Genomic DNA, 21798 nt, shown 5'->3' with positions numbered 1-21798 from the left:
GGTATCAGTCCCCTTGTCCCCTCAAACCAGCATGCCGTGCCCGCGCCGGCACGCCAAGTACGCTCTTGGCATCGTCACCCGGGCCCTCGCGCGCCAGCTTCGGTACCAGATAGCCCGGCAAGCGTGCGGCAAGCGCCTGCATCAAGACGACCGCACGCGCTTCCGGTACCTCGAAATGATGGGTACCGCGAACGCGATCAAGCAGATGCAGATAATAGGGCATAACACCGGCATCGAAGAGCGCGAGACTCAAATCCGCGAGCGTGTCGGCGTCGTCGTTGACGCCGGCGAGCAACACGGCCTGATTGAGCGGTACGGCGCCGGTTCCCGCGATCGCACGAGCTATATCGGCAACGTCGAAGGAAAGTTCAGCCGCGTGATTGACGTGCAACACGACCACCGTTCGCGCGCGGCGTGCGGCGAACCATGCGAGCAGCCCGTCATCCACGCGTTCGGGCAGCACAACGGGTGTGCGCGTATGTATGCGTAGTCGCCGGACATGGTCGATGGCATCCAGTCGCGCCCCGAGTGCGTCCAGCCGCGCATTCGACAGCGATAGCGGATCGCCGCCTGACAGGATCACTTCGGTAATGCTCGGGTCCGCGGCGATGCGCGCCAGCGCGGCCTCGGTATGCGAGCCGCCCGCATGTTGGGCGCTGTAATCGAAGTGCCGGCGAAAGCAATAGCGGCAATGCACGGCACAGGCGCCGGTGGTCACCAGCAGCGCCCGGCCGTGGTATTTGTGCAGCAGCCCATCGCCGACGGCGCTCGAATTGTCGCCCACCGCATCGTCGACGAAACCGGGCGGATCGTGGCACTCGGCGTGCAGCGGCAGAACCTGGCGCAGCAGGGGGTCGGCGATGTCGCCGCGGCGCATGCGCGCGACATAGCCGCGCGGTACGCGTAGATCGAACAGAGCGGCGGCACGTCGGGCCGCGGGCTTGTACTCGGCCGGCAGGTCGAGTTCGGCAAACAGCGTATCGACGTCGGTGATGGCGTCACGCATGGCCTGCTGCCAGCCACCGCTGCGATACGATAGACTGCGCGGCTCGATCAGCGGCGTAATCCGTGATGGCGCGGGGCGTGTGCTCATATCGAACCAGTATAGAGGCTGTCGTCAGCCCGTGCCGCACGGCCTGACGACGGATTCTTGAGACCGGGGCGCCGCGCATGCCGGCGCGACGCATTCCAGCCTTGGAGTTTCGTTTTATGGCGCAGTTTTCCACCAACCAGTTCAAGGGCGGCCTGAAGATCATCCTCGACGGCGACCCGTACACCATCGTCGAGAACGAATTCGTCAAGCCCGGTAAGGGCCAGGCTTTCAATCGCGTGAAGGTGCGCAACCTCAAGACCAATCGCACGGTCGAGCGCACCTTCAAGTCGGGCGATTCGGTCGAGGCGGCCGACGTGTTCAACCTCGATCTTCAGTTCCTGTACCACGATGGTGAGTTCTTCCATTTCATGGAACCGAACACGTTCGAGCAGTACCAGGCCAGCGAAGCCGCGGTCGGCGATGCCGCCAAGTGGCTCAAGCCCCAGGACAGCTGCGATGTCACGCTGTGGAACGGTGTGCCGCTGCAGGTGGATGCGCCCAACTTCGTCGTCCTGCAGGTCACCGAGACCGATCCGGGCGTGCGCGGCAACACCTCCTCGGGCGGTTCCAAGCCGGCCACGCTGGAAACGGGCGCGGTGGTCCAGGTGCCGTTGTTCATCGAAGAAGGCGAGACCCTGCGCATCGATACCCGCAAGGGTGAGTACGTCTCGCGCGCCAACGAAAGCTGAGACCCGCATGAGCCACGATGGCCGCTGGCGCTCGGGGCTCGCCCCGGGCGCGCTGGCGGCGCGGGCGCGGTTGCTCGCCGATACTCGTGTCTTCATGGCCGAGCACGGGCTGCTGGAAGTGGATACGCCCGTGCTGTCGGCGGCCGCACCGAGCGAGCGCGCGCTGGAATGCCTGGCGGTCGCGGGTGCGGGCTATCTCGTGCCGTCGCCCGAGCATGCGCTCAAGCGTCTGCTCGCCGAGGGTGCCGGCTCGTTGTATCAGCTCGGGCATGTCTTTCGCGCCGGGGAGACCGGGCGCTGGCACAATCCCGAGTTCACCATGCTCGAGTGGTACGGCGTCGACGAGGACATGGGCGCGGCGATGGCCCGGCTCGCCGCGCTGCTGCGTCGACTGGGCGTGCCCGCGGGCCGGCCGGCGCGTACCTATCGCGCCGTGTTCCGCGAGGCGCTCGGCCTCGATCCGCTGGTGGCCGACGCCCGCGCACTTGCCGACTGCGCGGCCGCCCAGGGCGTTGCCCCGGGTGGCATGGGGGCCGAGGCCGGGCGCGTGTTCTGGCTCGATCTGCTCATGGCGACTTGCGTACAGCCGACGCTGGGCCGCGACGGCGCCGAGCTGGTGACGCATTTCCCGGCCGACGACGCCGTGCTGGTGGCCAGCGATCCGGACGATGCGCGTCAGGCGCTGCGGTTCGAATGCTTCTGGCAGGGCGTGGAGTTAGCCAACGGCGCCCGCGAGCTGACCGATGCCGACCTCGCTCGCCAGCGTATGGCGCGTGAACAAGAGGCGCGTGCCGCCCAGGGCAGCCCGGTGCCGCCGGTCGACGAGGCCCTGCTGGCGGCAATGCGTGCGGGCCTGCCGCCTTGCGCCGGCGTGGCGCTCGGGATCGACCGATTGCTGGCGTTGTTGCAGGGCGTGGACGCGATTGCGCCGGTTCTGCCATTCGCCGACGGGCGCTGATCCGGCGCGTCAGGCGCCCGGCACGAGTTGTCCGAGCGACTGGTTGAGACGCACCGGCTGGCCGGCCGTCAGTTCGGGATCGAAAGCCACCGCATCCGGGCCGGTGAGCAGAATCACGCTCGATCCCAGCATGAAATGCCCCATCGGATCGCCGCGGCCATAGCGGTGCTCGGTCTGGCCGGCATCGATATAGCTGGTGTGGCGGCGGGCCTTTTGATGGGGCGGGCAGACACGCCCGGCGGCACGGGTGTGGATGCCGCCGACGATGAAGGCCCCGACCATCACCACGGCCACCGGCCCGACCGCGGTATCGAAGCAGCTCACCAGACGTTCGTTGCGCGAGAACAGCCGGGGGATGGCGCGCACGCAGCGCGGATTCACGCCGAACAGACGCCCCGGTACATATTGCGTCTCGCGCAGCCGGCCGTCCAGCGGCATATGCACCCGATGATAATTATGCGGCGCGAGATAGAGCGTGACATAGCGGCCGCCGAGAAAAGCGGCGGCAAGACTGTCGTCGCCGGCCACCAGTTGCCGCAGGTCGTAGGCCACGCCCTTGGTCTGGAACAGGCGGCCGGTCTCGATGGCCCCGAACATGCCGAGCTGGCCATCGACGGGGCAGGCGAGTGTGTGGTCGTCGGCCGGCAACGGCCGCACGTCGGCAGCGAGTTCGCGCGTGAAAAAATCGTTGAAGCAGGCATATTGCGTCGGTTCCGGCTCGGCCGCTTCGCTCATGTCGATCGCCGGATAGGCGCGCAGGAAGCCACGGATCAGCGCATTCTTGATCCGTGGCAGCCGCATCTCGGCGATGACAAACGCCAGATGCGAGATGGCGCGCGTGGGTAACAGCGCGAGCGCAAGGGCGAACAGGCGATCGGTGAAGCGAACCGGGACATTGGGCATGGTCAAGCGGGAAAACGACAGCGGAGCGAGCCGTCACCCTAGCGCAACGCCGCAACACTGGCGATCTGGTTTATCCTAGCCCGCTGTTCCCGATTGAGAATGACGCGCGATACCGGTCGCGCGTCGTGCCACCGACAGGAGCGGGCCCGGGCCCGCGAGTGAGACTATGGCTAGCGACACCGCCGAACCGGCCTCCGAGATCGCCGCGACCCTGACGCGCATCGTCGATTACATCCGCTGGGGCGCATCGCGTTTCGTGGCGGCCGATCTATCGTTCGGCCACGGCAGCGACAATGCGATCGACGAGGCGGCGCATCTGGTGCTGGATGCGCTGGCTCTGGATCCGGGGCTGCCTGATGCGTATCTCGAGTCCGTGCTCACGCCGAGCGAGCGCCAGCGCGTAATCGCGGTCATCGAGCGCCGAATCGACACGCGGCTGCCGGCGCCGTATATCACCGGTCGCGCCTGGTTCGCGGAGATGGAGTTCTTCGTCGACGAGCGCGTCATCGTACCGCGCTCGCCGATCGCCGAATTGATCGAGCAGGGCTTTCAGCCGTGGCTTGGCCACCGCGAGCCGTTGGCCGTGCTGGATCTGTGCACGGGCTGCGGCGCGATCGCGATCGGCTGTGCCTACGCCTTCCCCGATGCACAGATCGTGGCGACCGACGCCAGTGACGATGCACTGGCCGTGGCTGCGATCAACTGCGACAAGCACGATACCGGGCCGCAGGTGGAACTGGTGCGGGCCGACCTGTTCGACGGGCTGGAAGCGCAGCGGTTCGACCTGATCGTGACCAATCCGCCGTATGTCACGCAGGACGAATGGTCGGGCCTGGACCCGGAATTCCGCCACGAACCGGGTTTCGCCTTCCACGGCGACGCCGAGGATCTGACCCTGGTCGAGCGCATCCTGTTGGGCGCACCCGACTATCTCACCGAGGACGGCCTGTTGATCATGGAAGTGGGCGCGTCGGCGTTCCTGCTGGAACAGCGCTATCCGGACCTGCCGGTCACCTGGATCGATCTGGAGCGCGGCGGCATGGGTGTGGGCGCGCTCGAGGCCGAAGACCTCGCCGCCTGGGTCGAAGCACAACAGGTGGGAGCGTAATCGCATGGCGGGCAATACCTGGGGCCAGCAGTTCACCGTCACTTCGTTCGGCGAATCGCACGGACCGGCGATCGGTTGTGTCATCGACGGCTGCCCGCCCGGCGTGGCGGTCGACGAGGCCTTGCTGCAGCGCGATCTGGATCGGCGCAAGCCCGGTACGTCGCGCTACGTGACCCAGCGCCGCGAAGCCGACGAGGCGCGCATCGTCTCGGGTGTCTTCGAGGGCGTGACCACGGGCACTCCGATCGCGATCATCATCGAGAACACCGATCAGCGCTCGCGTGATTATTCCAAGATCAAGGACGTGTTCCGGCCGAATCATGCCGATTACGCCTATCTGCAGAAATACGGCATTCGCGACTATCGCGGCGGCGGGCGCTCTTCGGCGCGCGAAACCGCAGTACGCGTGGCCGCCGGCGCCATCGCGCGCCGCATCCTGGCCGAGCGCTGGGGTGTGGCCATCCAGGGTTATCTGGCCCAGATGGGCGATATTCGCCTCGGCTGCACCGATCTCGCCGCGGCCAACGACAACCCGTTCTTCTGCGCCGAACCGGACCGGTTGCCCGAACTGGAGGCCTACATCAACCAGCTGCGTCGTGACGGCGACTCCATCGGCGCGCGTATCGATGTCATGGCCACCGGCGTGCCGGCGGGCTGGGGTGAGCCGGTGTTCGACCGGCTGGATGCCGATATCGCCAAGGCACTGATGAGCATCAATGCGGTCAAGGGCGTGGAGATCGGCGATGGCTTCGATGTGGTGTCCATGCGCGGCTCGGAACACCGCGACGAAATGACGCCGGACGGTTTCGCCAGCAATCATTCCGGCGGTATCCAGGGCGGTATTTCCAGCGGCCAGGCGATTCGCGCCAGCATGGCGCTGAAACCCACCTCCAGCATCACCATCCCGGGGGATACGGTCGACACGGCGGGCCAGGCCACACAGATGCGGACCACCGGACGGCACGACCCCTGTGTGGGGCTGCGTGCGGCGCCGATCGCTGAAGCCATGCTCGCCATCACGCTGCTCGACCACGCGTTGCGCCATCGTGGGCAGAACGCCGATGTCGAGCCGCCCATGGCGCCCCTGGGCGGCGGGCCGATGTTCTGATCCACCGGCTGCGCACGGGGGCTTTGCGCCGCGGCGCCGGCCGGCTAGGATGCGTCGAGGCACAGTGGCTGGGGGCGTCGCGTGAAACATTGGTTTTCGAGTATTACCTGCATCGCCGTACTGGCGGCCGGCCCGGCGGTCGCGGCGGCAGCCGATTGGAACCCGGCCGCGGTCGGTCATGAGCTGTCGAACGGTCAGGCCGTGCAGGCGCTGGAAGCGACGAACGCCCGCCTGGCCGATCAGCCGGACGATCCGCAGGCGCAGTTCCTGCAGGCCATGGCGCTGGCGCGAACCGGCGATGCGTCCCACGCGATCGATCTCTACCGAAAGTTGTCGACCGAGTATCCGCAGCGGGCACGCGTCTGGAATAACCTGGGCGTGCTCTATGCCCGCCAGGGCCGGCTCGACAAGGCGCGCGACGCGCTGGCGCATGCGGTCGCAGCCGCGCCGGACTACGCCGTCGCCGACGAGAATCTGGGCGATGTCTATGTGGCGTTGGCCAGCGCGGCCTATCGGCATGCGCAGCAGCAGGGCGCGAGTGCCGAGGCCATGACTCGCCGCCGCCGCGCACTGGCGCGGCTGGTTCCCGCCTTACCGAGCCCGGCCCAACCGACCGCGGTTTCCGCAAAGCCGAGCGCCGCCACGCCGGCGGATGCCGCGGCAGCGAGCGGTAGCAGCCACGGCGCGGCCAAAAACCCGGCTTCGGGCCCGCCCAGGCAGGCAATCGATCAGGTGTTGTCGCACTGGGCGAATGCATGGTCGCAACAGGATGTATCGGCTTATCTGGCGGCATACAGCGACGACTATCAACCGCAGGGCAAGATCAGCCGCGCACAGTGGATCCGTCAGCAGCGTGCGCGGGTGACCCAGCCGAAATCGGTGCATGTGAGCGTGTCCGATGTCCGGGTGACGGCACAAAGCTCGAATCGTGCCCAGGCCACCTTCCAGGAGCATTATCGCGCCGCGGGCAATGAACGCGATGCCACCCGGCACATGGTGTTCGTGCGTGAGGATGGGGCCTGGCGTATCCGTCAGGAAAGCTGAGCGCCTCCGGCTTCCGCTTCCAGCATGGCGAGCAACGCGCGCGCTGCGTTCGACAAGTGCCGCTGTGGATGCCGCATGACACCCAGTTCACGATGCATCCCCAGTCCGGGCAGCGCCAGCGGCACCAGCCGATGCGGCATGGCCTCGGGCAGGACCGTCCAGCCCAGGCCTACGTCCGCGAGCATGCGCAGGGTTTCCAGCGAGTGGCTGGTCATGCGCGCGGTCACCGCGACACCGTGTTCGGCCAGGGCGGATTCGATGATCCGATGGGTATAGCTGTCCGGCGGCGGCAGTACCGCGGGATAGCGCACCAGTTCCGAGAACGGAATGGCCGCGCGCCGTGCCAGCGGGTGGTCGATGCCGGCATAAATGGCGAGCGGGTCGTGCCAGATGGTGCGCGCGATCAGTGTCCGATGGGGTTTGACCGGCAGCGTGATCAGGGCGAGTTCCGATTCGCCGTTGACTACGCGCTGGCAGGCTTGCTCCGAATCGGCGAACTCGATCTGAGGCGCCACGTCCGGATAGCGCGCCACGAAGGCCCGCAGCACCTCGGGCATGCGGTGCATGCCGACATGGTGCGAGACCGCCAGTTCGAGCGTGCCGGCGACCTGCTCGGCGAGATTATCCAGCGCCCGGTCGCCGTCCGCGACCGCGGCCAGCGTCTCGCGGGCGTGTGGCAGGTAGGCGCGTCCTGCCTCGGTCAGCCCGATGCCGCGACCCACGCGATCGAATAGACGATGGCCGAGTTCGCTTTCCAGGGCGGCGATGCGTTTGCTTACCGCCGGCTGGCTCAGATGCAGCCGGTGCCCGGCGTCCTGAAAGGAACCCAGCTCGGCCACGGCCACGAACGCCTGCAATGCATCGATACGCATGCCGGCATTGTATTCCAGTTTGGAATGCCGCGCGAAAAATTATTCATTTGAGTAATAGATAGGCCGCACCTAGACTCCAGGCAAGCTCAAGCAACGAGATGCGCTCATGGCCCGCACGCTGTACGAAAAGATCTGGGATGAACACGTTGTCCGCGAGGAAGCGGGCAATGCGCTGCTGTATATCGACCGGCACATGGTGCACGAGGTGACTTCGCCCCAGGCCTTCGAGGGCCTGCGCCTGGCGCATCGCGACATCTGGCGTGCGAGCGCCAATCTGGCGGTGCCCGACCACAACGTGCCGACCACTAATCGCGACGGCGGCATCGCCGACCCCATTTCGCGCGCGCAGGTCGAGGCGCTGCAGGTCAACTGCAACGATTTCGGTGTGCGCCTGTTCGGCATGGGCGATCGGCGCCAGGGCATCGTGCATATCATCGGCCCGGAGCAGGGCGCGACCCAGCCCGGCATGACCATTGTCTGCGGCGACTCGCATACCGCCACCCACGGCGCCTTCGGCGCGCTGGCCTTCGGCATCGGCACGTCCGAGGTCGAGCATGTGCTGGCCACCCAGACACTACCGCAGTCGCGCTCCAAGACCATGCTGGTGCGCGTGGACGGGCAGGTGGCACCCGGTATTTCGGCCAAGGACATCATGCTGGCCATCATCGGCAAGATCGGCACGGCCGGCGGTACGGGTCACGTCATCGAGTACGGCGGCGAGGCGATTCGCGCGCTGTCCATGGAAGGCCGCATGACGATCTGCAACATGTCGATCGAGGCGGGCGCGCGCGCCGGCATGGTCGCGGTCGACGACACCACCATCGACTACATGCGCGGTCGCCCCTATGCGCCGGATGAACAGCAATGGCCGGCGGCGGAAGCCTACTGGCGTACGCTGGTTTCCGACGAGGGCGCCGAATACGATCAGGTGGTCGTGCTGGATGCCGCCGAGATCGCGCCGCAGGTCACCTGGGGCACGTCGCCGGAAATGGTCGCCCCGGTCACCGATCGTGTGCCCGAGCCGGACAGCGCGCCGCGCGCGGGTCAGAATGAAGGCTGGCGCGCCGCGCTCGAATACATGGATCTGACGCCCGGCGTACCGATCACCGAGATCATGCTGGACAAGATCTTCATCGGCTCCTGCACCAACGCGCGTATCGAGGATCTGCGCGTGGCCGCGAAATATCTGGAAGGCCGCCGGATCGCGCCGAACATTGAGCTGGCGATGGTCGTGCCGGGTTCGGGGCTGGTGAAGGCGCAGGCCGAAAAAGAAGGGCTGGACGCGATCTTCAAGGCCGCCGGTTTCGAATGGCGCGATGCCGGTTGCTCGATGTGCCTGGGCATGAACGACGATAACCTGCTGCCGGGCGAGCGTTGTGCCTCGACCTCGAACCGCAACTTCGAAGGGCGCCAGGGCAAGGGCGGCCGGACCCATCTGGTCAGCCCGGCCATGGCCGCCGCCGCCGCGGTTCATGGCCATTTCGTGGATATCCGCGAGCTGGATGTTGCGGCATGAGTGACACCGCGGAAATCAACGCCGGCGGCTGGCGGGCTGAGGATTACCACCGCAACGCCCGTTTCGTCGCCCATCTGGCGGCAGATCTTGTGGCGTGGCTGGCGCCGGCCGCGGGCGAGCAGATCCTGGATCTGGGCTGCGGCGATGGCGCGCTCAGCGAACGCCTTGCCGAAACCGGCGCCGAGGTGATCGGCGCCGACGGCAGCCCGGCCATGGTGGCCGCGGCCCGGGCCCGAGGGGTGGCGGCGGTGGTCGCCGACGGCCAGAACCTGGATACGGTCCCCGAGCTCGATCGGACCTTCGATGCCGTGTTCTCGAACGCCGCGCTGCACTGGATGCGAGATGATCCGCAGGCCGTCATCGACGGCGTGTTCGCACGCTTGAAGCCGGGCGGGCGCTTCGTGGCCGAGATGGGCGGCGCCGGCAATATCGCCCCCATCCAGGCCGCGCTGCGTGCCGAGGCCGATGCCCGCGGGATCGACCCGGATACGCTCGATCCGTGGTATTTCCCGAGCGAGACGACCTATCTCGACCGGCTCGCCACCGCCGGCTTTCATATCGAGCGCTCACACAGTTTCGAGCGGCCGACCCAGCTGCCGGGTGACGTGGCCGACTGGCTGACTACGCTGGCGCGCCCGTTCGTGACCGCGTTCGCCGAAGGCCGGGCGCGCGACGATTATGTCGCCGCGGTGCGCGAGCGCCTGGCCGGCGAGATGCGCCACCACGACGGCCAGTGGGTCGCCCCGTACGTGCGGCTGCGCTTTGTCGCCCGCAAACCCGTATAAGAGGATTCTCATCATGCAGGCATTCACCGTTCACGAAGGGTTGGTCGCGCCGCTGGATCGTGCCAACGTCGATACCGACGCCATCATCCCCAAGCAGTACCTGAAATCCATCCGCCGCACCGGTTTCGGCCAGTATCTGTTCGATGACTGGCGTTATCTGGATGCCGGCGGCCTGGACGTGGATATCGCCGACCGGCGCGAAAACCCCGACTTCATCCTCAACAAGGAGCCGTTCCGCGACGCCTCGATCCTGCTGGCGCGCGAAAATTTCGGCTGTGGCTCCTCGCGTGAGCATGCGGTGTGGGCGCTGGAGGATTTCGGCATCCGCTGTGTGATCGCGCCCAGCTTCGCCGATATCTTCTACAACAACTGTTTCAAGAACGGCGTGCTGCCGATCGCGCTGGCCGCGGAGCAGGTCGACGCGCTGTTTCAGGCGGCCCACGCGGCCGGCGGTCTGCGCGCTCGCGTCGATCTGGTCGAGCAGCGGATCAGCCTGCCCGACGGCAGCATCTACGCCTTCGAGGTCGAGGGCTATCGCCGCAAGAACATGCTCGAAGGCCTCGACGACATCGGCCTGACACTGCAGCACGAAGACGCGATTCGCGCGTACGAACAACAGCGCGCGGCCGAAAAGCCCTGGCTCTTTCGCGAGTTGTAATCGTGTATTGGAGCCGTCCGCGAATCAACGCGAATGCTGTTCTGCGCCGCTTTCGACTTGCGTTCATTTGCGGACTGATTTTTTTTGTTTTCGAATCTTTCTCTGCTATTGAAACCGTCCGCAAATGAACGCCAATTAACGCAAATCCTGTTCCGCACGACTTCCAGTTGTCGTTTATTGGTGTTTATTAGCGGATCGCTATTGCCTTCTCTGATCTATTTTGGGTATTGGAACGGTTCGCAAATGGGCGCGAAGTAACATAGCTGCTGTCCGGTTGCGTTTTTAATTTGCGTTTATTGGCGTTTATTTGCGGATTTTTCTTGTCTTTTAAATCTATCGTTACATGGGAAACGTCCGCAAATGAACGCAAATACGCGCAAATAAAAAGTCATACAGAACAATATTTGCGTTGTTTCGCGTTCATTTGTGGACCGCTTTTGTCTTCTCGAATATATCCGACGAAAGCTGAACAAGGATTGTCATGACCTCACGCATTCTGGTAATGCCCGGCGACGGCGTCGGCCCCGAAATCTGTCGCGAAGCGGTGCGCGTGCTCGAAGCGCTGGCCGCCGATCACGGGCTCGACATCGAGCTGGATGAAGCGCTCGTCGGCGGGGCCGCGATTGATGTCGAGGGCGATCCGCTGCCGGAGTCGTCGCTCGCCGCCGCGCGCGAGGCCGATGCCGTGCTGTTCGGCGCGATCGGCGGGCCTGCCTGGGATAACCTTGAGCGCGCCATGCGGCCGGAGTCCGGACTGTTGCGGCTGCGCAGCGAACTCGGCCTGTTCGCCAATCTGCGCCCGGCGACTCTCTATCCGCAGCTGGCGCATGCCTCGGCGCTCAAGCCGGAGATGGTGTCGGGGCTGGATATCATGATTGTTCGTGAGCTGACCGGGGGCATCTATTTCGGCAAGCCGGCGGGTTCCGGCCGCACCGAAGCCGGTCTGCGCGAGGCCTGGAACACCCTGCGCTACAACGAAGCCGAGATCGAGCGTATCGGCCGGGCGGCGTTCGAGACCGCGCGCGCCCGCGGCCATCGCCTGTGCAGCGTCGACAAGGCCAACGTGCTGGATGTCTCGCAGTTGTGGCGCGATGTCATGAACGAACTCGCGCGCGAGTACGAGGACGTCGAACTCTCGCATATGTATGTCGACAACGCCGCCATGCAGCTGGTGCGCGCGCCCAAGCAGTTTGACACGGTGGTCACCAGCAACCTGTTCGGCGACATTCTCTCGGACGCGGCCGCCATGCTCACCGGCTCGATCGGCATGCTGCCCTCGGCATCGATGGATGCCCACGGCAAGGGGCTGTACGAGCCGGTGCACGGCAGCGCGCCCGACATCGCCGGCCAGGGCCTGGCCAATCCGTTGGCGATCATCCTGTCGGTGGCGATGATGCTGCGCTATACGCTGGATCGCGGCGACCTGGCCGACAAGGTGGAGGCGGCGGTCGGCTATGCGCTCGACCGAGGTCTTCGCACCCGCGATATCATGGACGATGAAACCCAGATTGCCAGCACCCGGGAGATGGGGGGCGCGATCGTCGATATGCTACGCTGAGCCGGCCGGATAGCCAGGCGGCGGGCGAATCGCATCGGCCCGCGCCCTGGGTGTGGCGCTTGAGCGCCGCCCCAGTCTGCCGATAACAGTAATCGGGCGGGCGGTCGGGCCGGGTTGGCCGCGGGGAGTAAACAGGGGGTTGCATACGGCGTGGCCGTTTTCATCGATCGAGCTATCCGATGCGGTCTGATCGCCGCGAGTATTGCGGCGGCGGGGTATGCCTCGTCCGCGTTCGCCCTCGAATTCGGGGCGCTTACGGTGCATTCGCATCTCAATCAGCCGCTCGACGCTACGGTGGTGTTGAAGGATATCGATGCCGCCGAGCGCGCGTCGCTCGACGTCGGTATCGCGCCGCCGGCCATGTTCCAGCGTTTCGGCATCCGCCGCAGCAGCGCGGTCGATCGCCTCAAGGTCGATACCAAGATGAGCCCGGGCGGCCATCGCGCGACCGTGCATATCGCCACGAATCGCCCGGTGAGCGAGCCGTTCGTGGATTTTCTTCTGCAAGTGGATTCCGGTAGCGGCAGTGCGCTACGCGAATACACCGCCATGCTCGATCCGGGGCCCGAGGCGAATGCGGCGCCGTCGCCGGCGCCCGGTGCGATGACGGCGGGCCGGCCGGGGGCGGCGACATCCGCCGCGGGCCGCGCGTCCCGTCACGAAGTGCGTTCCGGTGAAACCCTCTGGTCGATCGCCGCGGGCCACACGCCGCCCGGGGCGACGATCGCGCAGACCATGCTGGCGATCTACCGGGCCAATCCATCCGCCTTCAATGGCCGCATGGGCGCGCTGTCGCAGAACGCGCGTCTGACCATCCCGGGTGCGGATCGCATTCGCGCCGTGAACGCCGACACGGCGCAACAGCGCTTGCAGAATGCTCAGGCGCACCACAACGCCACCGGGCGCGGCGGTGCCGATAATTCGCCCAAGCTGGCGGCGAGTGGCGTCGCGCCGCCGGCGGCGCTGCAGTCACCGAATGCCAATGCCAGTACCGCGCCCCGGGCCACGGGTGCGAGCAAAGGCGAAGCAAAGACGCCGCCCGGGCCAGCAAAAGCCACGCCGGCCGGCGCGAAAACGACGCCGGCCGGACCCTTCGGCCAACTGAGCCTGCCGTCCGCGGCGCCGTGGCCGACGCCGCAGGCGAGCTCGAGCGGCCACGCCACGGCGTCGGCGCCGGGCGCGTCCGGCGCGGGGTCGGGCGCCACGCCAGCCGGTAATACCGCGTCGACTGCAACGGCCCCGGCGACCGCATCCACGAACGGCAGCCCAAAGCCGACACCCGAGTCGAAACCCGAGTCGGCGACCGATTCATCCGGCGGCGGCCGCGCTGCCCATCCGCCGCGGGTTGCGTCTCCGCCGCCGGGCGACGTGGCCCAGGCCAGCGGTGACGTCTGGCTGTCGCCGCGCAATCTGTTGTTGTTCCTATTGTTGTTGGTGCTGGTCGGGTGGGCCCTGCGGCGCCTGCGCGAGCGCGGGTACAAGCCGGTCACGCTCGAGCGCGAGCAGGCGCCGTCGGCTGCGGATGAGCCGGCGGTGCATCCGGAGCCGACCGGCGCGGCGGCGGATCCCGCAGTCGCCCGCGAAGCCCCCGGCCGCGATAGCACTGCGCCGGGCGAAGTGGCGCCCACGGCGGTCCAGACGCCCAGGTCGGCGCAGGAGCCGGAGCCGGAACCCGAACCGGAGCCGGAACCTGAGCCGGAACCTGAGCCGGAACGCCCGGCAACGCCCGTTGCCAGCGCGGAGCGGGACATGCCGCGGGCCGAACGCACCGGCGCGTCTTCGCCGAACGCGGGCGCGGCGCTGGGCGGGCGCGGCGATCGGACGGGTGCGGATGAACCGGCCGAGCCGGGCGCCGAATCTACCCCTGCTGCGGCCGAGCCTGCGCGGGCGCCTGATCCGGCGATGCGTTTCGAGCCGGTTGCGGCAGCCGAGTCCGGTGATCGCGACCTGCTGGTACATCGCCGCCCGGCTACGAACCAGGAGATCGAGGCCCTGGCCTTCGAGACGCAATCGCTACCGGAGACCGGGGAGCGCGAGCATGATCTGGGCGCGGACGGGGCGCCGGGGCTGGATTTCGATGCCGACAGCGGGCCTGCGGCCGATACGCCCGGCGCGACCCGCAGCGCCACGCCTGCTGCAGGCCGCCCCGATCCCTATGGTCTCGAAATGATCGATCCCGGCGGGTTCGACCTGTACGATCCGCCTTCCGAGACCGCGGGGCCGACCGACGATGACTCAAACGACAGCGTGGAGATCCGTCTCGATCTCGCCCGTATGTACCTTGACATGGAAGATAACGCCGCCGCCCGCGAGCTGCTTGTCGATGTGCGAACGCGAGGCGACGACGCGCAGCGCGACGAGGCCGAGCGGCTGCTCGAGCGCCTCGATTCCTGAGCGGCACGTACCCGCCCGGGGCGGGGCTGTCTGATGCGCTGGGCTGCCTGCATTGAATACGACGGCTCTGCCTACAGCGGCTGGCAGAGCCAGCCGCATGCGCCCAGCGTGCAGGACAGTCTCGAGGCCGCGTTATCGAAGGTCGCCGATGAACCGATCCGCACCGTCTGCAGCGGCCGCACCGACAGTGGGGTGCATGCGCAGGGCCAGATCGTGCATTTCGACACCGGGGCCGAGCGTCGCGATCGTAGCTGGCTGCTGGGCAGCAATCGCTGGTTGGCCGACGATATCGCGCCGCAGTGGTTCGTGCCCGTGCCGGAAACCTTCCATGCGCGATTCAATGCGATCGCGCGCGATTATCGTTACTGGATCATCGATCGGGACGCGCCGTCGGCGCTCTGGCGCAATCGAGTGTGGCACGCGCACAAGCGGTTGGATGACTACGCCATGCAGGCAGCGGCGCAAACGCTCGTCGGCCGGCACGACTTCAGCGCATTCCGGGCGGCGGGTTGTCAGGCCAAAAGCCCGGTTCGCCAAGTGCATCATGTCACCGTCACGCGCCTCGGCGATTGGGTACGCATCGACGTGCGGGCCAATGCATTCCTGCATCACATGGTGCGTAACATTGCCGGCACGCTGGCCGTGGTCGGGCGCGGCGAGGCGGCGCCGGCATGGGTGGGCGAGTTGCTTGACGGCCGGGATCGGCGCCGCGCCGGCATGACCGCGCCGGCGGCGGGTTTATCGCTGCGGCGCGTGCATTATCCCGAAGATATTCAATTGCCCGAGCCGCCCCTCGATGACGCGGGCTGGTAAAATGATAGATCTATGACGTCCCTCGATGCACCACAGCTGATCACGGTCAACCGTGTGCGCACGAAGATCTGCGGCGTGCGCTCCGTCGCCGATGCGCGCGCGGCCGCCGCGGCCGGGGCGGATGCGGTCGGGCTGGTGTTTGCGGCGGCGAGCAAGCGGCGCATCACGGCGGCACAGGGCGCCGAAATCGCGGCGGCACTGCCGCCGTTCGTCTCGCGCGTTGCGCTGTTCATGGACAACGACCCCGACGAGATCGCCCGGATTCTGGCCACGGTCGCGATCGATGTCATCCAGTTCCACGGCGCCGAGTCGGCGGATTTTTGCAATGCCTTCGATCGCCCATATATCAAGGCTGTACCGATGGGTGAGCCGGGGGTGAAACTGACCGATTGGGCCGAGCGCCATCCGCGGGCCACGGCTTTTCTGCTCGACGCCAACCGCGTCGGCGAGGCCGGCGGCCAGGGACGCGCGTTCGATTGGCAGGCCACGGTGGCGGCGATCGATCGGCCGATCGTGATCGCGGGCGGGCTGACGCCCGGTAATGTGGGTGCAGCCATTGCGCGGTTTGCACCGTATGCAGTGGATGTCAGCAGCGGGGTCGAGAGCGAGCCCGGTGTGAAATGCAGCGAGCGCATGCGTGTGTTCGTCAACACAGTAACCGAAATGGGTAAGGCATGAGTACGACGATATCCAAGGACCCGGCGAATCCCGCAGCCCACGGCCCGCACGCCTGGCGCGACATGCCCGATGCCCGGGGTCACTTCGGGCCGTACGGCGGCAAGTTCGTCGCCGAGACACTGATGGCACCGCTCGACGAACTCGCCGCGGCTTATGCCGACGCCCGCCGGGATCCGGCGTTCATGGCCGAACTGGATGCCGATCTGGCCGATTATGTCGGCCGGCCGACCCCGATCTACTACGCCGAGCGCCTGTCGAAGCTGGCCGGCGGGGCGAAGATCTGGTTCAAGCGCGAGGATCTGAATCATACTGGCGCGCACAAGGTGAACAACACCATCGGCCAGGCGCTGCTGGCCGCGCGCATGGGTAAGACGCGCATCATCGCCGAGACCGGTGCCGGCCAGCACGGGGTGGCCACGGCCACGGTCGCCGCGCGCCTGGGGCTTGAATGCGTGGTGTTCATGGGCAGCGAGGACATGCGCCGCCAGGCGACCAATGTCTACCGCATGCGCCTGCTGGGCGCAGAGGTGCGGCCGGTCGAATCCGGCTCGAAGACGCTCAAGGATGCGATGAACGATGCGCTTCGCGATTGGGTCGCCAACGTGGACGATACCTTTTACATCATTGGCACGGTGGCCGGTCCGGCGCCGTATCCGGCAATGGTGCGCGATTTTCAGGCGGTGATCGGCCGCGAGGCGCGCCGCCAGATGCTGGATCGAACCGGGCGCCTGCCGGACGCGCTGGTGGCCTGCGTGGGTGGCGGATCGAACGCGATCGGCCTGTTCCATCCGTTCCTCGACGATGAAGAGGTCGCCATTTACGGCGTGGAAGCGGGGGGCGACGGCATCGCCAGCGGGCGGCACGCGGCACCGCTTTCGGCCGGGCGCTCGGGCGTGTTGCACGGCAACCGCACCTACCTGATGCAGGACGACAACGGCCAGATCCAGGGCACGCATTCGATCTCGGCCGGGCTGGATTATCCCGGCGTCGGGCCCGAGCATGCCTGGCTCAAGGACATCGGCCGGGCGCACTATGTCGATGTCACCGACGCCGAAGCGCTGGCCGCGTTTCATGAATGCACCCGCATCGAAGGCATCATGCCGGCACTGGAATCGGCCCATGCGGTCGCTTACGCCAAGAAACTGGCCGCCGGGATGAGCCCGGAAGCCAACATCCTGCTGAACATGTCGGGCCGGGGCGACAAGGACATGGCCAGCGTGGCCGAGGCCGAGGGGGACACGCTTTGAGCCGTCTCACCGATCGTTTTACCGCACTCAAGCGGGCGCAGCGCACCGCGCTGATCCCCTTTCTGACCGCCGGTGATCCAGGGCCGGACGCGACCGTCGATTTCATGCATGCGCTGGTGGCGGCCGGGGCCGATGTGATCGAGCTGGGCGTGCCGTTCACCGATCCGATGGCCGACGGCCCGGTGATCCAGGCGGCCTGCGAGCGTGCGCTGGCGCACGGTACGAGCCTGCGCGACGTGCTGGCCATGGTCGCGCGTTTTCGCGAACGCGACACCGACACCCCCGTCGTATTGATGGGCTATTTCAACCCCATCGATTCCATGGGGCTCGAGGCATTCGGCGAACGGGCGGGCGCTGCCGGGGTCGACGGCGCGCTGATCGTCGACATGACCGCCGAGGAAGCGCCGGATATCGCGCCGAAGCTGCGGGCGGCCGGTGTCGACCCGGTCTGTCTGATCGCGCCGACCACCGGCGAATCGCGCATTGGCCGGATCTGCGAAAACGCCGCCGGTTTTATCTATTATGTTTCATTCAAGGGCGTCACCGGTGCTTCGAGCCTGAACACCGACAGTCTGGCGGCCCAGATCGCGCCGATTCGGCGCGCCACGGCGTTGCCGGTCGGGGTGGGCTTCGGCGTTCGCACGCCGGACAACGCGGCGGCCGTGGCCGCGGTGGCGGATGCGGTGATCGTGGGCAGCGCGCTGGTCAGTCGGATCGCGGAACACGGGCACGACGTGGCCACGGCCACCGCGAAACTGCGCGAAACGCTGGCGGCGATGCGTGCGGCGATCGACCAGGCGGACGACAAGCGACGGGACGAACGCGAACAGGAGGGCGAAAGCGTATGAGCTGGCTCGGAAAAATCATGCCATCGCAGATGCGAAACGATGCCTCTCGGCGCAAGAACAGCGTCCCGGAAGGGTTATGGACCAAGTGCAGCAGCTGCGGCGCGGTGCTGTACACCGCCGAGATGGAGCGGACGCTGCATGTCTGCCCGAAGTGCAACACGCACCAGCGCCTGCGTGCCCGTCAGCGTCTGGATTTCTTTCTCGACGCCGACGATCGCACCGAGATCGCCAGCGATCTCGAGCCGCGGGATCCGCTCAAGTTCCGCGATTCCAGGAAATACCGCGATCGCCTGTCGGCAGCGCAGAAGGATTCCGGCGAGCGCGAAGCGGTCATCATGATGACCGGGCACCTCAAGTCCATGCCGATCGTCGCCGGGGCCATGGACTTTCAGTTCATGGGGGGCTCGATGGGCAGCGTGGTCGGTGAGACGTTCGTGCGCGGCGTGCACGCCGCGATCGAGGCCGGTTCGCCGTTCGTGTTCTTCTCGGCCTCGGGCGGTGCCCGCATGCAGGAGGGGTTGTTCTCGCTGCTGCAGATGGGCAAGACCAGTGCCGCCCTCACTCGGCTGGCGGATCGCGGGCTGCCGTTCGTCTCGGTACTGACGCATCCGACCATGGGCGGCGTGGCCGCCAGTTACGCCATGCTGGGTGACATCAACGTGGCCGAACCCGAAGCGCTGATCGGCTTTGCCGGGCCGCGGGTGATCGAGCAGACCGTGAAGCAGACGTTGCCGGAAGGCTTTCAGCGCAGCGAATTCCTGCTCGAGCACGGGGCCATCGACATGATCGTCGAACGTGTCGATCTGCGTGATCGCATTCATCGCGTCGTGTCCACGCTCATGCATCGCGCGCCGGCGGCCGAAGACGTCGACACGCCCGAGGTGACGACCCAAGCGTGAGCAAGCAGGACCCGCTGCGTCCGGCGGCTGCCCGCCGGACGCTGGCCCAGTGGCTGGACTACCAGCTGGCGATGCATCCGAGCGAGATCGAGCTTGGCCTCGATCGCGTGCGCTCGGTGGCCGATCGGCTCGGCCTGGTGCCGCCGCCGCATGCCACGATCACTGTGGCCGGCACCAACGGCAAGGGCAGCTGTGTGGCCCTGGTCGCGGGCCTGATCGGCGCGCGCGCCCGGGTTGGCTCCTACACCTCGCCGCATCTCTGGCGTTACAACGAGCGCATCGCGATCGACGGCGCGCCGGTCGGCGATGCGGACCTGATCGCGGCCTTCGAGACCGTCGAGGCGGCGCGCGGCGGGACGTCCCTGACCTTCTTCGAGTTCGGCACGCTCGCTGCGCTCGTCATCTTCCGGCGCATGGCGGTCGATGTCGCCGTACTGGAGGTGGGGCTCGGCGGGCGACTCGATGCGGTGAACATCGTGGATGCCGATGTGGCGCTGATCACGCAGATCGGTCTCGACCACATGGATTGGCTCGGCGATACCCGTGAGGCGATCGGTCGCGAGAAGGCCGGCATCATGCGCCCCGGGCGGCCGGTGTTTTGTGGCGACCGACATCCGCCGGACAGCATTCCGGCCGCGGCCACCGCCTGCGGCGCGCATCTGGCGTGTCTGGGCCGCGATTTCGATTTGACGTGCACGCCGCCGCAACGCTGGACATGGTCGGATGGCGCCACCTGCCTCGATATCGCGCCGCATGCGGCCGTGCACCCCGACAATCTCGCCCTCGCAATCGCGGGCGCGAGCGCGGCCGGGTATGGGCCGGGCGCCGAGGATATTCGGCGCGCCTGCGCCTGGCAGGCATTACTGCCCGGACGGCGCGAAGTTATCGACGCTCCCATACCGATCATCTACGATGTGGGCCACAATGAAGATGCAGTGGCTCTGCTGGCGGAATCGCTGCAGCAGCGGCCTGTTTCGGGAAGGACACACGTGGTGCTGGGTATGTTGGCGGACAAGCCGGTGGAAGCCGTCGCGCGGCGGTTGATGCCCTGGGCCGACGCGCTGTATCCGGCCGGACTCGACGGTCTCAGTACGCGCGGCTTGACGGGCCAGGCGCTGGCCGCACGGCTGCGTCATGCCGGGCCTGTTTATGCCGGCCCCGAACAGGCGCTCGCTGCGGCGCAGGCAGCGGCCGTACCGGGCGATCGTATCGTCGTCTGTGGTTCATTTTTCACCGTGGCGCAGGCGCGGAGTCCTGATCATGAATGACGTGATGAAAAAACGCCTGATCGGCGTTGCCATTCTGGTAATCATCGGCGTACTGGCGCCGTTGCTGCTCTCGCGCTGCATGCATGGTGATAGCCAGGATAACGGCCGCGGTTCCATGCGCGTGTATGACGTGCAGCCCGATGGCAAGGCGGAGCCGGCGGGTAACGATCACAACGATCAGGCGGGGGCGAGCCCGGCCCCGGCGCAATCGGCAGCGGGCAACACCGAGAGTAACGGCAGCCAGGGGCGCCCGCAGGCGCCAACCCCGGATGCGGTATCGCCGCAGAGCAAGCAGGGCTTCTCGGCACCGCCGGTGCATGGCGGTAGCGGGGCGGCTTCGAAGCCGTTGGATTCGCAGTCACCGTCGAGCAAGCCGGCATCGGGCGGTGCATCCGCGACCAACGGGGCGGGCCAGAATCCGCATTCGGGAACGCATGATCACGGCGCGTCGTCCGCCGGCTCCGGCGCCGCCAGCGCTTCGTCGTCCAGCGGCTCCGGGCTGGAAAAATCCAGTATCCAGGGCTGGGTGGTGCAGGTGGCGAGCTTCAGTCAGCAAGGCAACGCGGCCGATCTGGCGAACCAACTCAAGGGCCGGTTCCCGGTGTCGTATACCCCGGGCCAGGTCAACGGCAAGACGTGGTATCGCGTGAATGTTGGCCCGTTCGACAGCAAGCAGGCGGCACAGTCGGCAGCCGATCGACTGAGCAAGGCCGGGCACAAGGGGCTGGTGCGCCAGTTGCCCTGATGACAGGCCAGCCGCGGTTGCGCGCCCAATTTGTTATCATTGAGGGGTTTCGCCCCGGCGGCTGGCTGTCATGATCTGGATCGATGTCGCTATCGTTGTGGTGGTCGCATTGTCGGCGACGATCGGTTTCTTCCGTGGTTTTCTGCGCGAGGCGCTGGGTCTGGCGACGTGGATCCTGGCCTTTTATCTGGCGTTCGTTCTGGCAGCCCCCGCGTCGGTCTATCTGCAGCGCTGGATCGATTCCGGCTCAGCACGTCTGGCCGTGGCGTTCGCGATTGTCTTTCTCGGCGTGCTCGTCGCGGGCGCGATCTTCAATTACCTGCTGGGCCGGCTGATCAACCAGACCGGTTTCGCCGGTACCGACCGTGCTGTCGGGATCATATTCGGGGTGGTGCGCGGCGTGGCCGTGCTCATTGTTCTGGTCCTGCTGGCTGGCGTGACCCCCGTGCCGCGCGACAGCTGGTGGCAGCGCTCGATCTTCATCGGGCAGCTGGAAGCCGGCGCGCTCTGGGTGCGGGGTTATCTGCCGCCCGACATCGCCCATGCGATCACCTATCCCGATGCGCCGTCGACGCTGCCCGCGGGCCGCACGACGACGACCTCGACCTGACATT

21 protein-coding genes are annotated in these 21798 nt (G+C 66.9%); 18 read left to right on the top strand and 3 right to left on the bottom strand.

All coding sequences use genetic code 11. The features are described 5' to 3' along the window. Positions 1 to 4 precede the first annotated feature (4 nt). Positions 5 to 1093 (bottom strand): EF-P beta-lysylation protein EpmB, encoded by a 1089-nt coding sequence (gene epmB / locus SALB1_RS16040; protein ID WP_109994756.1) that lies wholly within the window; start codon positions 1091 to 1093, stop codon positions 5 to 7. A gap of 116 nt (positions 1094 to 1209) precedes the next feature. Between epmB and efp the strand changes: the two genes are divergently transcribed. Both efp and epmA read left to right on the top strand, forming a co-directional pair. Beyond that, positions 1210 to 1782 (top strand): elongation factor P, encoded by a 573-nt coding sequence (gene efp, locus SALB1_RS16035; protein WP_109994755.1) that lies wholly within the window; start codon positions 1210 to 1212, stop codon positions 1780 to 1782. Between the two features lie 7 nt (positions 1783 to 1789). After that, positions 1790 to 2740 carry an EF-P lysine aminoacylase EpmA gene (gene epmA, locus SALB1_RS16030; RefSeq protein ID WP_109994754.1) on the top strand — a complete coding sequence of 317 codons (951 nt, stop codon included), beginning with the start codon at positions 1790 to 1792 and terminating at the stop codon, positions 2738 to 2740. A gap of 9 nt (positions 2741 to 2749) precedes the next feature. Here the strand turns inward: epmA and asd are convergent, their stop codons facing one another. Then, positions 2750 to 3643 (bottom strand): archaetidylserine decarboxylase, encoded by an 894-nt coding sequence (gene asd / locus SALB1_RS16025; RefSeq protein ID WP_109994753.1) that lies wholly within the window; start codon positions 3641 to 3643, stop codon positions 2750 to 2752. Positions 3644 to 3809: 166 nt separating this feature from the next. Between asd and prmB the strand changes: the two genes are divergently transcribed. The 3 genes from prmB to SALB1_RS16010 all read left to right on the top strand — a co-directional run bounded on the left by prmB (position 3810) and on the right by SALB1_RS16010 (position 6903). Beyond that, a complete protein-coding gene (gene prmB, locus SALB1_RS16020; RefSeq protein WP_109994752.1) occupies positions 3810 to 4751 on the top strand; it encodes a 50S ribosomal protein L3 N(5)-glutamine methyltransferase in 942 nt (313 codons plus the stop codon). A 4-nt stretch (positions 4752 to 4755) separates the two neighbouring features. After that, entirely contained in the window at positions 4756 to 5859 is a 1104-nt protein-coding gene (aroC, locus tag SALB1_RS16015; RefSeq protein WP_109994751.1) for a chorismate synthase, read from the top strand. A gap of 81 nt (positions 5860 to 5940) precedes the next feature. Further along, complete coding sequence (locus SALB1_RS16010) at positions 5941 to 6903, top strand: tetratricopeptide repeat protein (RefSeq protein WP_109994750.1); 963 nt, start codon at positions 5941 to 5943, stop codon at positions 6901 to 6903. On the opposite strand, the gene SALB1_RS16005 is transcribed toward SALB1_RS16010, so the two are convergent. Continuing rightward, entirely contained in the window at positions 6891 to 7775 is an 885-nt protein-coding gene (locus SALB1_RS16005) for a LysR family transcriptional regulator (RefSeq protein ID WP_109994749.1), read from the bottom strand. The genes SALB1_RS16010 and SALB1_RS16005 overlap by 13 nt on opposite strands. A 106-nt stretch (positions 7776 to 7881) precedes the next feature. Here SALB1_RS16005 and leuC point away from each other — a divergent pair, with 106 nt between their 5' ends. From leuC to SALB1_RS15940, 13 genes are all read left to right on the top strand, one after another. Beyond that, complete coding sequence (gene leuC / locus SALB1_RS16000) at positions 7882 to 9291, top strand: 3-isopropylmalate dehydratase large subunit (RefSeq protein WP_109994748.1); 1410 nt, start codon at positions 7882 to 7884, stop codon at positions 9289 to 9291. Beyond that, positions 9288 to 10076: a class I SAM-dependent methyltransferase gene (locus tag SALB1_RS15995; protein ID WP_109994747.1), complete on the top strand. Its 789-nt coding sequence runs from the start codon at positions 9288 to 9290 to the stop codon at positions 10074 to 10076. Before leuC ends, SALB1_RS15995 begins: the two co-directional genes overlap by 4 nt. A 13-nt stretch (positions 10077 to 10089) precedes the next feature. Then, complete coding sequence (leuD, locus tag SALB1_RS15990; protein ID WP_109994746.1) at positions 10090 to 10734, top strand: 3-isopropylmalate dehydratase small subunit; 645 nt, start codon at positions 10090 to 10092, stop codon at positions 10732 to 10734. Between the two features lie 481 nt (positions 10735 to 11215). Next, positions 11216 to 12292, top strand: coding sequence for a 3-isopropylmalate dehydrogenase (leuB, locus tag SALB1_RS15985; RefSeq protein ID WP_109994745.1), 1077 nt, complete (start codon positions 11216 to 11218; stop codon positions 12290 to 12292). A gap of 150 nt (positions 12293 to 12442) precedes the next feature. Continuing rightward, positions 12443 to 14686: a FimV/HubP family polar landmark protein gene (locus tag SALB1_RS15980; RefSeq protein ID WP_109994744.1), complete on the top strand. Its 2244-nt coding sequence runs from the start codon at positions 12443 to 12445 to the stop codon at positions 14684 to 14686. A gap of 33 nt (positions 14687 to 14719) precedes the next feature. Then, complete coding sequence (gene truA / locus SALB1_RS15975; RefSeq protein ID WP_109994743.1) at positions 14720 to 15499, top strand: tRNA pseudouridine(38-40) synthase TruA; 780 nt, start codon at positions 14720 to 14722, stop codon at positions 15497 to 15499. Positions 15500 to 15511: 12 nt separating this feature from the next. Next, complete coding sequence (locus SALB1_RS15970; RefSeq protein ID WP_109994742.1) at positions 15512 to 16177, top strand: phosphoribosylanthranilate isomerase; 666 nt, start codon at positions 15512 to 15514, stop codon at positions 16175 to 16177. Then, positions 16174 to 17424, top strand: a complete 1251-nt coding sequence (gene trpB, locus SALB1_RS15965) for a tryptophan synthase subunit beta (protein ID WP_109994741.1) — start codon at positions 16174 to 16176, stop codon at positions 17422 to 17424. Before SALB1_RS15970 ends, trpB begins: the two co-directional genes overlap by 4 nt. After that, on the top strand, positions 17421 to 18272 hold the full coding sequence (trpA, locus tag SALB1_RS15960; RefSeq protein WP_109994740.1) for a tryptophan synthase subunit alpha: 852 nt from the start codon (positions 17421 to 17423) through the stop codon (positions 18270 to 18272). Before trpB ends, trpA begins: the two co-directional genes overlap by 4 nt. Further along, positions 18269 to 19171, top strand: coding sequence for an acetyl-CoA carboxylase, carboxyltransferase subunit beta (accD, locus tag SALB1_RS15955; RefSeq protein ID WP_109994739.1), 903 nt, complete (start codon positions 18269 to 18271; stop codon positions 19169 to 19171). The genes trpA and accD overlap by 4 nt, the downstream gene beginning before the upstream one ends. Beyond that, a complete protein-coding gene (folC, locus tag SALB1_RS15950) occupies positions 19168 to 20439 on the top strand; it encodes a bifunctional tetrahydrofolate synthase/dihydrofolate synthase (protein ID WP_199678834.1) in 1272 nt (423 codons plus the stop codon). The genes accD and folC overlap by 4 nt, the downstream gene beginning before the upstream one ends. Then, entirely contained in the window at positions 20432 to 21184 is a 753-nt protein-coding gene (locus SALB1_RS15945; RefSeq protein ID WP_158590784.1) for an SPOR domain-containing protein, read from the top strand. Before folC ends, SALB1_RS15945 begins: the two co-directional genes overlap by 8 nt. Positions 21185 to 21254: 70 nt before the next feature. Next, the gene (locus tag SALB1_RS15940) at positions 21255 to 21794 is read left to right on the top strand and encodes a CvpA family protein (protein ID WP_109994737.1); all 540 of its coding nucleotides are present in this window, start codon (positions 21255 to 21257) and stop codon (positions 21792 to 21794) included. Positions 21795 to 21798 lie beyond the last annotated feature (4 nt).

The sequence above is a fragment of the Salinisphaera sp. LB1 genome (assembly GCF_003177035.1).
GTDB lineage: Bacteria > Pseudomonadota > Gammaproteobacteria > Nevskiales > Salinisphaeraceae > Salinisphaera.
The sequence above is the reverse complement of the archived record's forward strand: the minus strand, read 5'-3'. Positions and strand labels throughout refer to the sequence as shown.

What these genes read in the sequence shown, in the direction of transcription:
- epmA (WP_109994754.1), top strand. Translation starts at nt 1,790, where the DNA reads ATGAGCCACGATGGCCGCTGGCGCTCGGGGCTCGCCCCGGGCGCGCTG.
- SALB1_RS15940 (WP_109994737.1), top strand. Translation starts at nt 21,255, where the DNA reads ATGATCTGGATCGATGTCGCTATCGTTGTGGTGGTCGCATTGTCGGCG.
- truA (WP_109994743.1), top strand. Translation starts at nt 14,720, where the DNA reads ATGCGCTGGGCTGCCTGCATTGAATACGACGGCTCTGCCTACAGCGGC.
- prmB (WP_109994752.1), top strand. Translation starts at nt 3,810, where the DNA reads ATGGCTAGCGACACCGCCGAACCGGCCTCCGAGATCGCCGCGACCCTG.
- asd (WP_109994753.1), bottom strand. Translation starts at nt 3,643, where the DNA reads ATGCCCAATGTCCCGGTTCGCTTCACCGATCGCCTGTTCGCCCTTGCG.
- aroC (WP_109994751.1), top strand. Translation starts at nt 4,756, where the DNA reads ATGGCGGGCAATACCTGGGGCCAGCAGTTCACCGTCACTTCGTTCGGC.
- efp (WP_109994755.1), top strand. Translation starts at nt 1,210, where the DNA reads ATGGCGCAGTTTTCCACCAACCAGTTCAAGGGCGGCCTGAAGATCATC.
- SALB1_RS15970 (WP_109994742.1), top strand. Translation starts at nt 15,512, where the DNA reads ATGACGTCCCTCGATGCACCACAGCTGATCACGGTCAACCGTGTGCGC.
- leuC (WP_109994748.1), top strand. Translation starts at nt 7,882, where the DNA reads ATGGCCCGCACGCTGTACGAAAAGATCTGGGATGAACACGTTGTCCGC.
- trpB (WP_109994741.1), top strand. Translation starts at nt 16,174, where the DNA reads ATGAGTACGACGATATCCAAGGACCCGGCGAATCCCGCAGCCCACGGC.
- leuD (WP_109994746.1), top strand. Translation starts at nt 10,090, where the DNA reads ATGCAGGCATTCACCGTTCACGAAGGGTTGGTCGCGCCGCTGGATCGT.
- SALB1_RS16005 (WP_109994749.1), bottom strand. Translation starts at nt 7,775, where the DNA reads ATGCGTATCGATGCATTGCAGGCGTTCGTGGCCGTGGCCGAGCTGGGT.
- leuB (WP_109994745.1), top strand. Translation starts at nt 11,216, where the DNA reads ATGACCTCACGCATTCTGGTAATGCCCGGCGACGGCGTCGGCCCCGAA.
- SALB1_RS15995 (WP_109994747.1), top strand. Translation starts at nt 9,288, where the DNA reads ATGAGTGACACCGCGGAAATCAACGCCGGCGGCTGGCGGGCTGAGGAT.
- accD (WP_109994739.1), top strand. Translation starts at nt 18,269, where the DNA reads ATGAGCTGGCTCGGAAAAATCATGCCATCGCAGATGCGAAACGATGCC.
- SALB1_RS15945 (WP_158590784.1), top strand. Translation starts at nt 20,432, where the DNA reads ATGAATGACGTGATGAAAAAACGCCTGATCGGCGTTGCCATTCTGGTA.
- epmB (WP_109994756.1), bottom strand. Translation starts at nt 1,093, where the DNA reads ATGAGCACACGCCCCGCGCCATCACGGATTACGCCGCTGATCGAGCCG.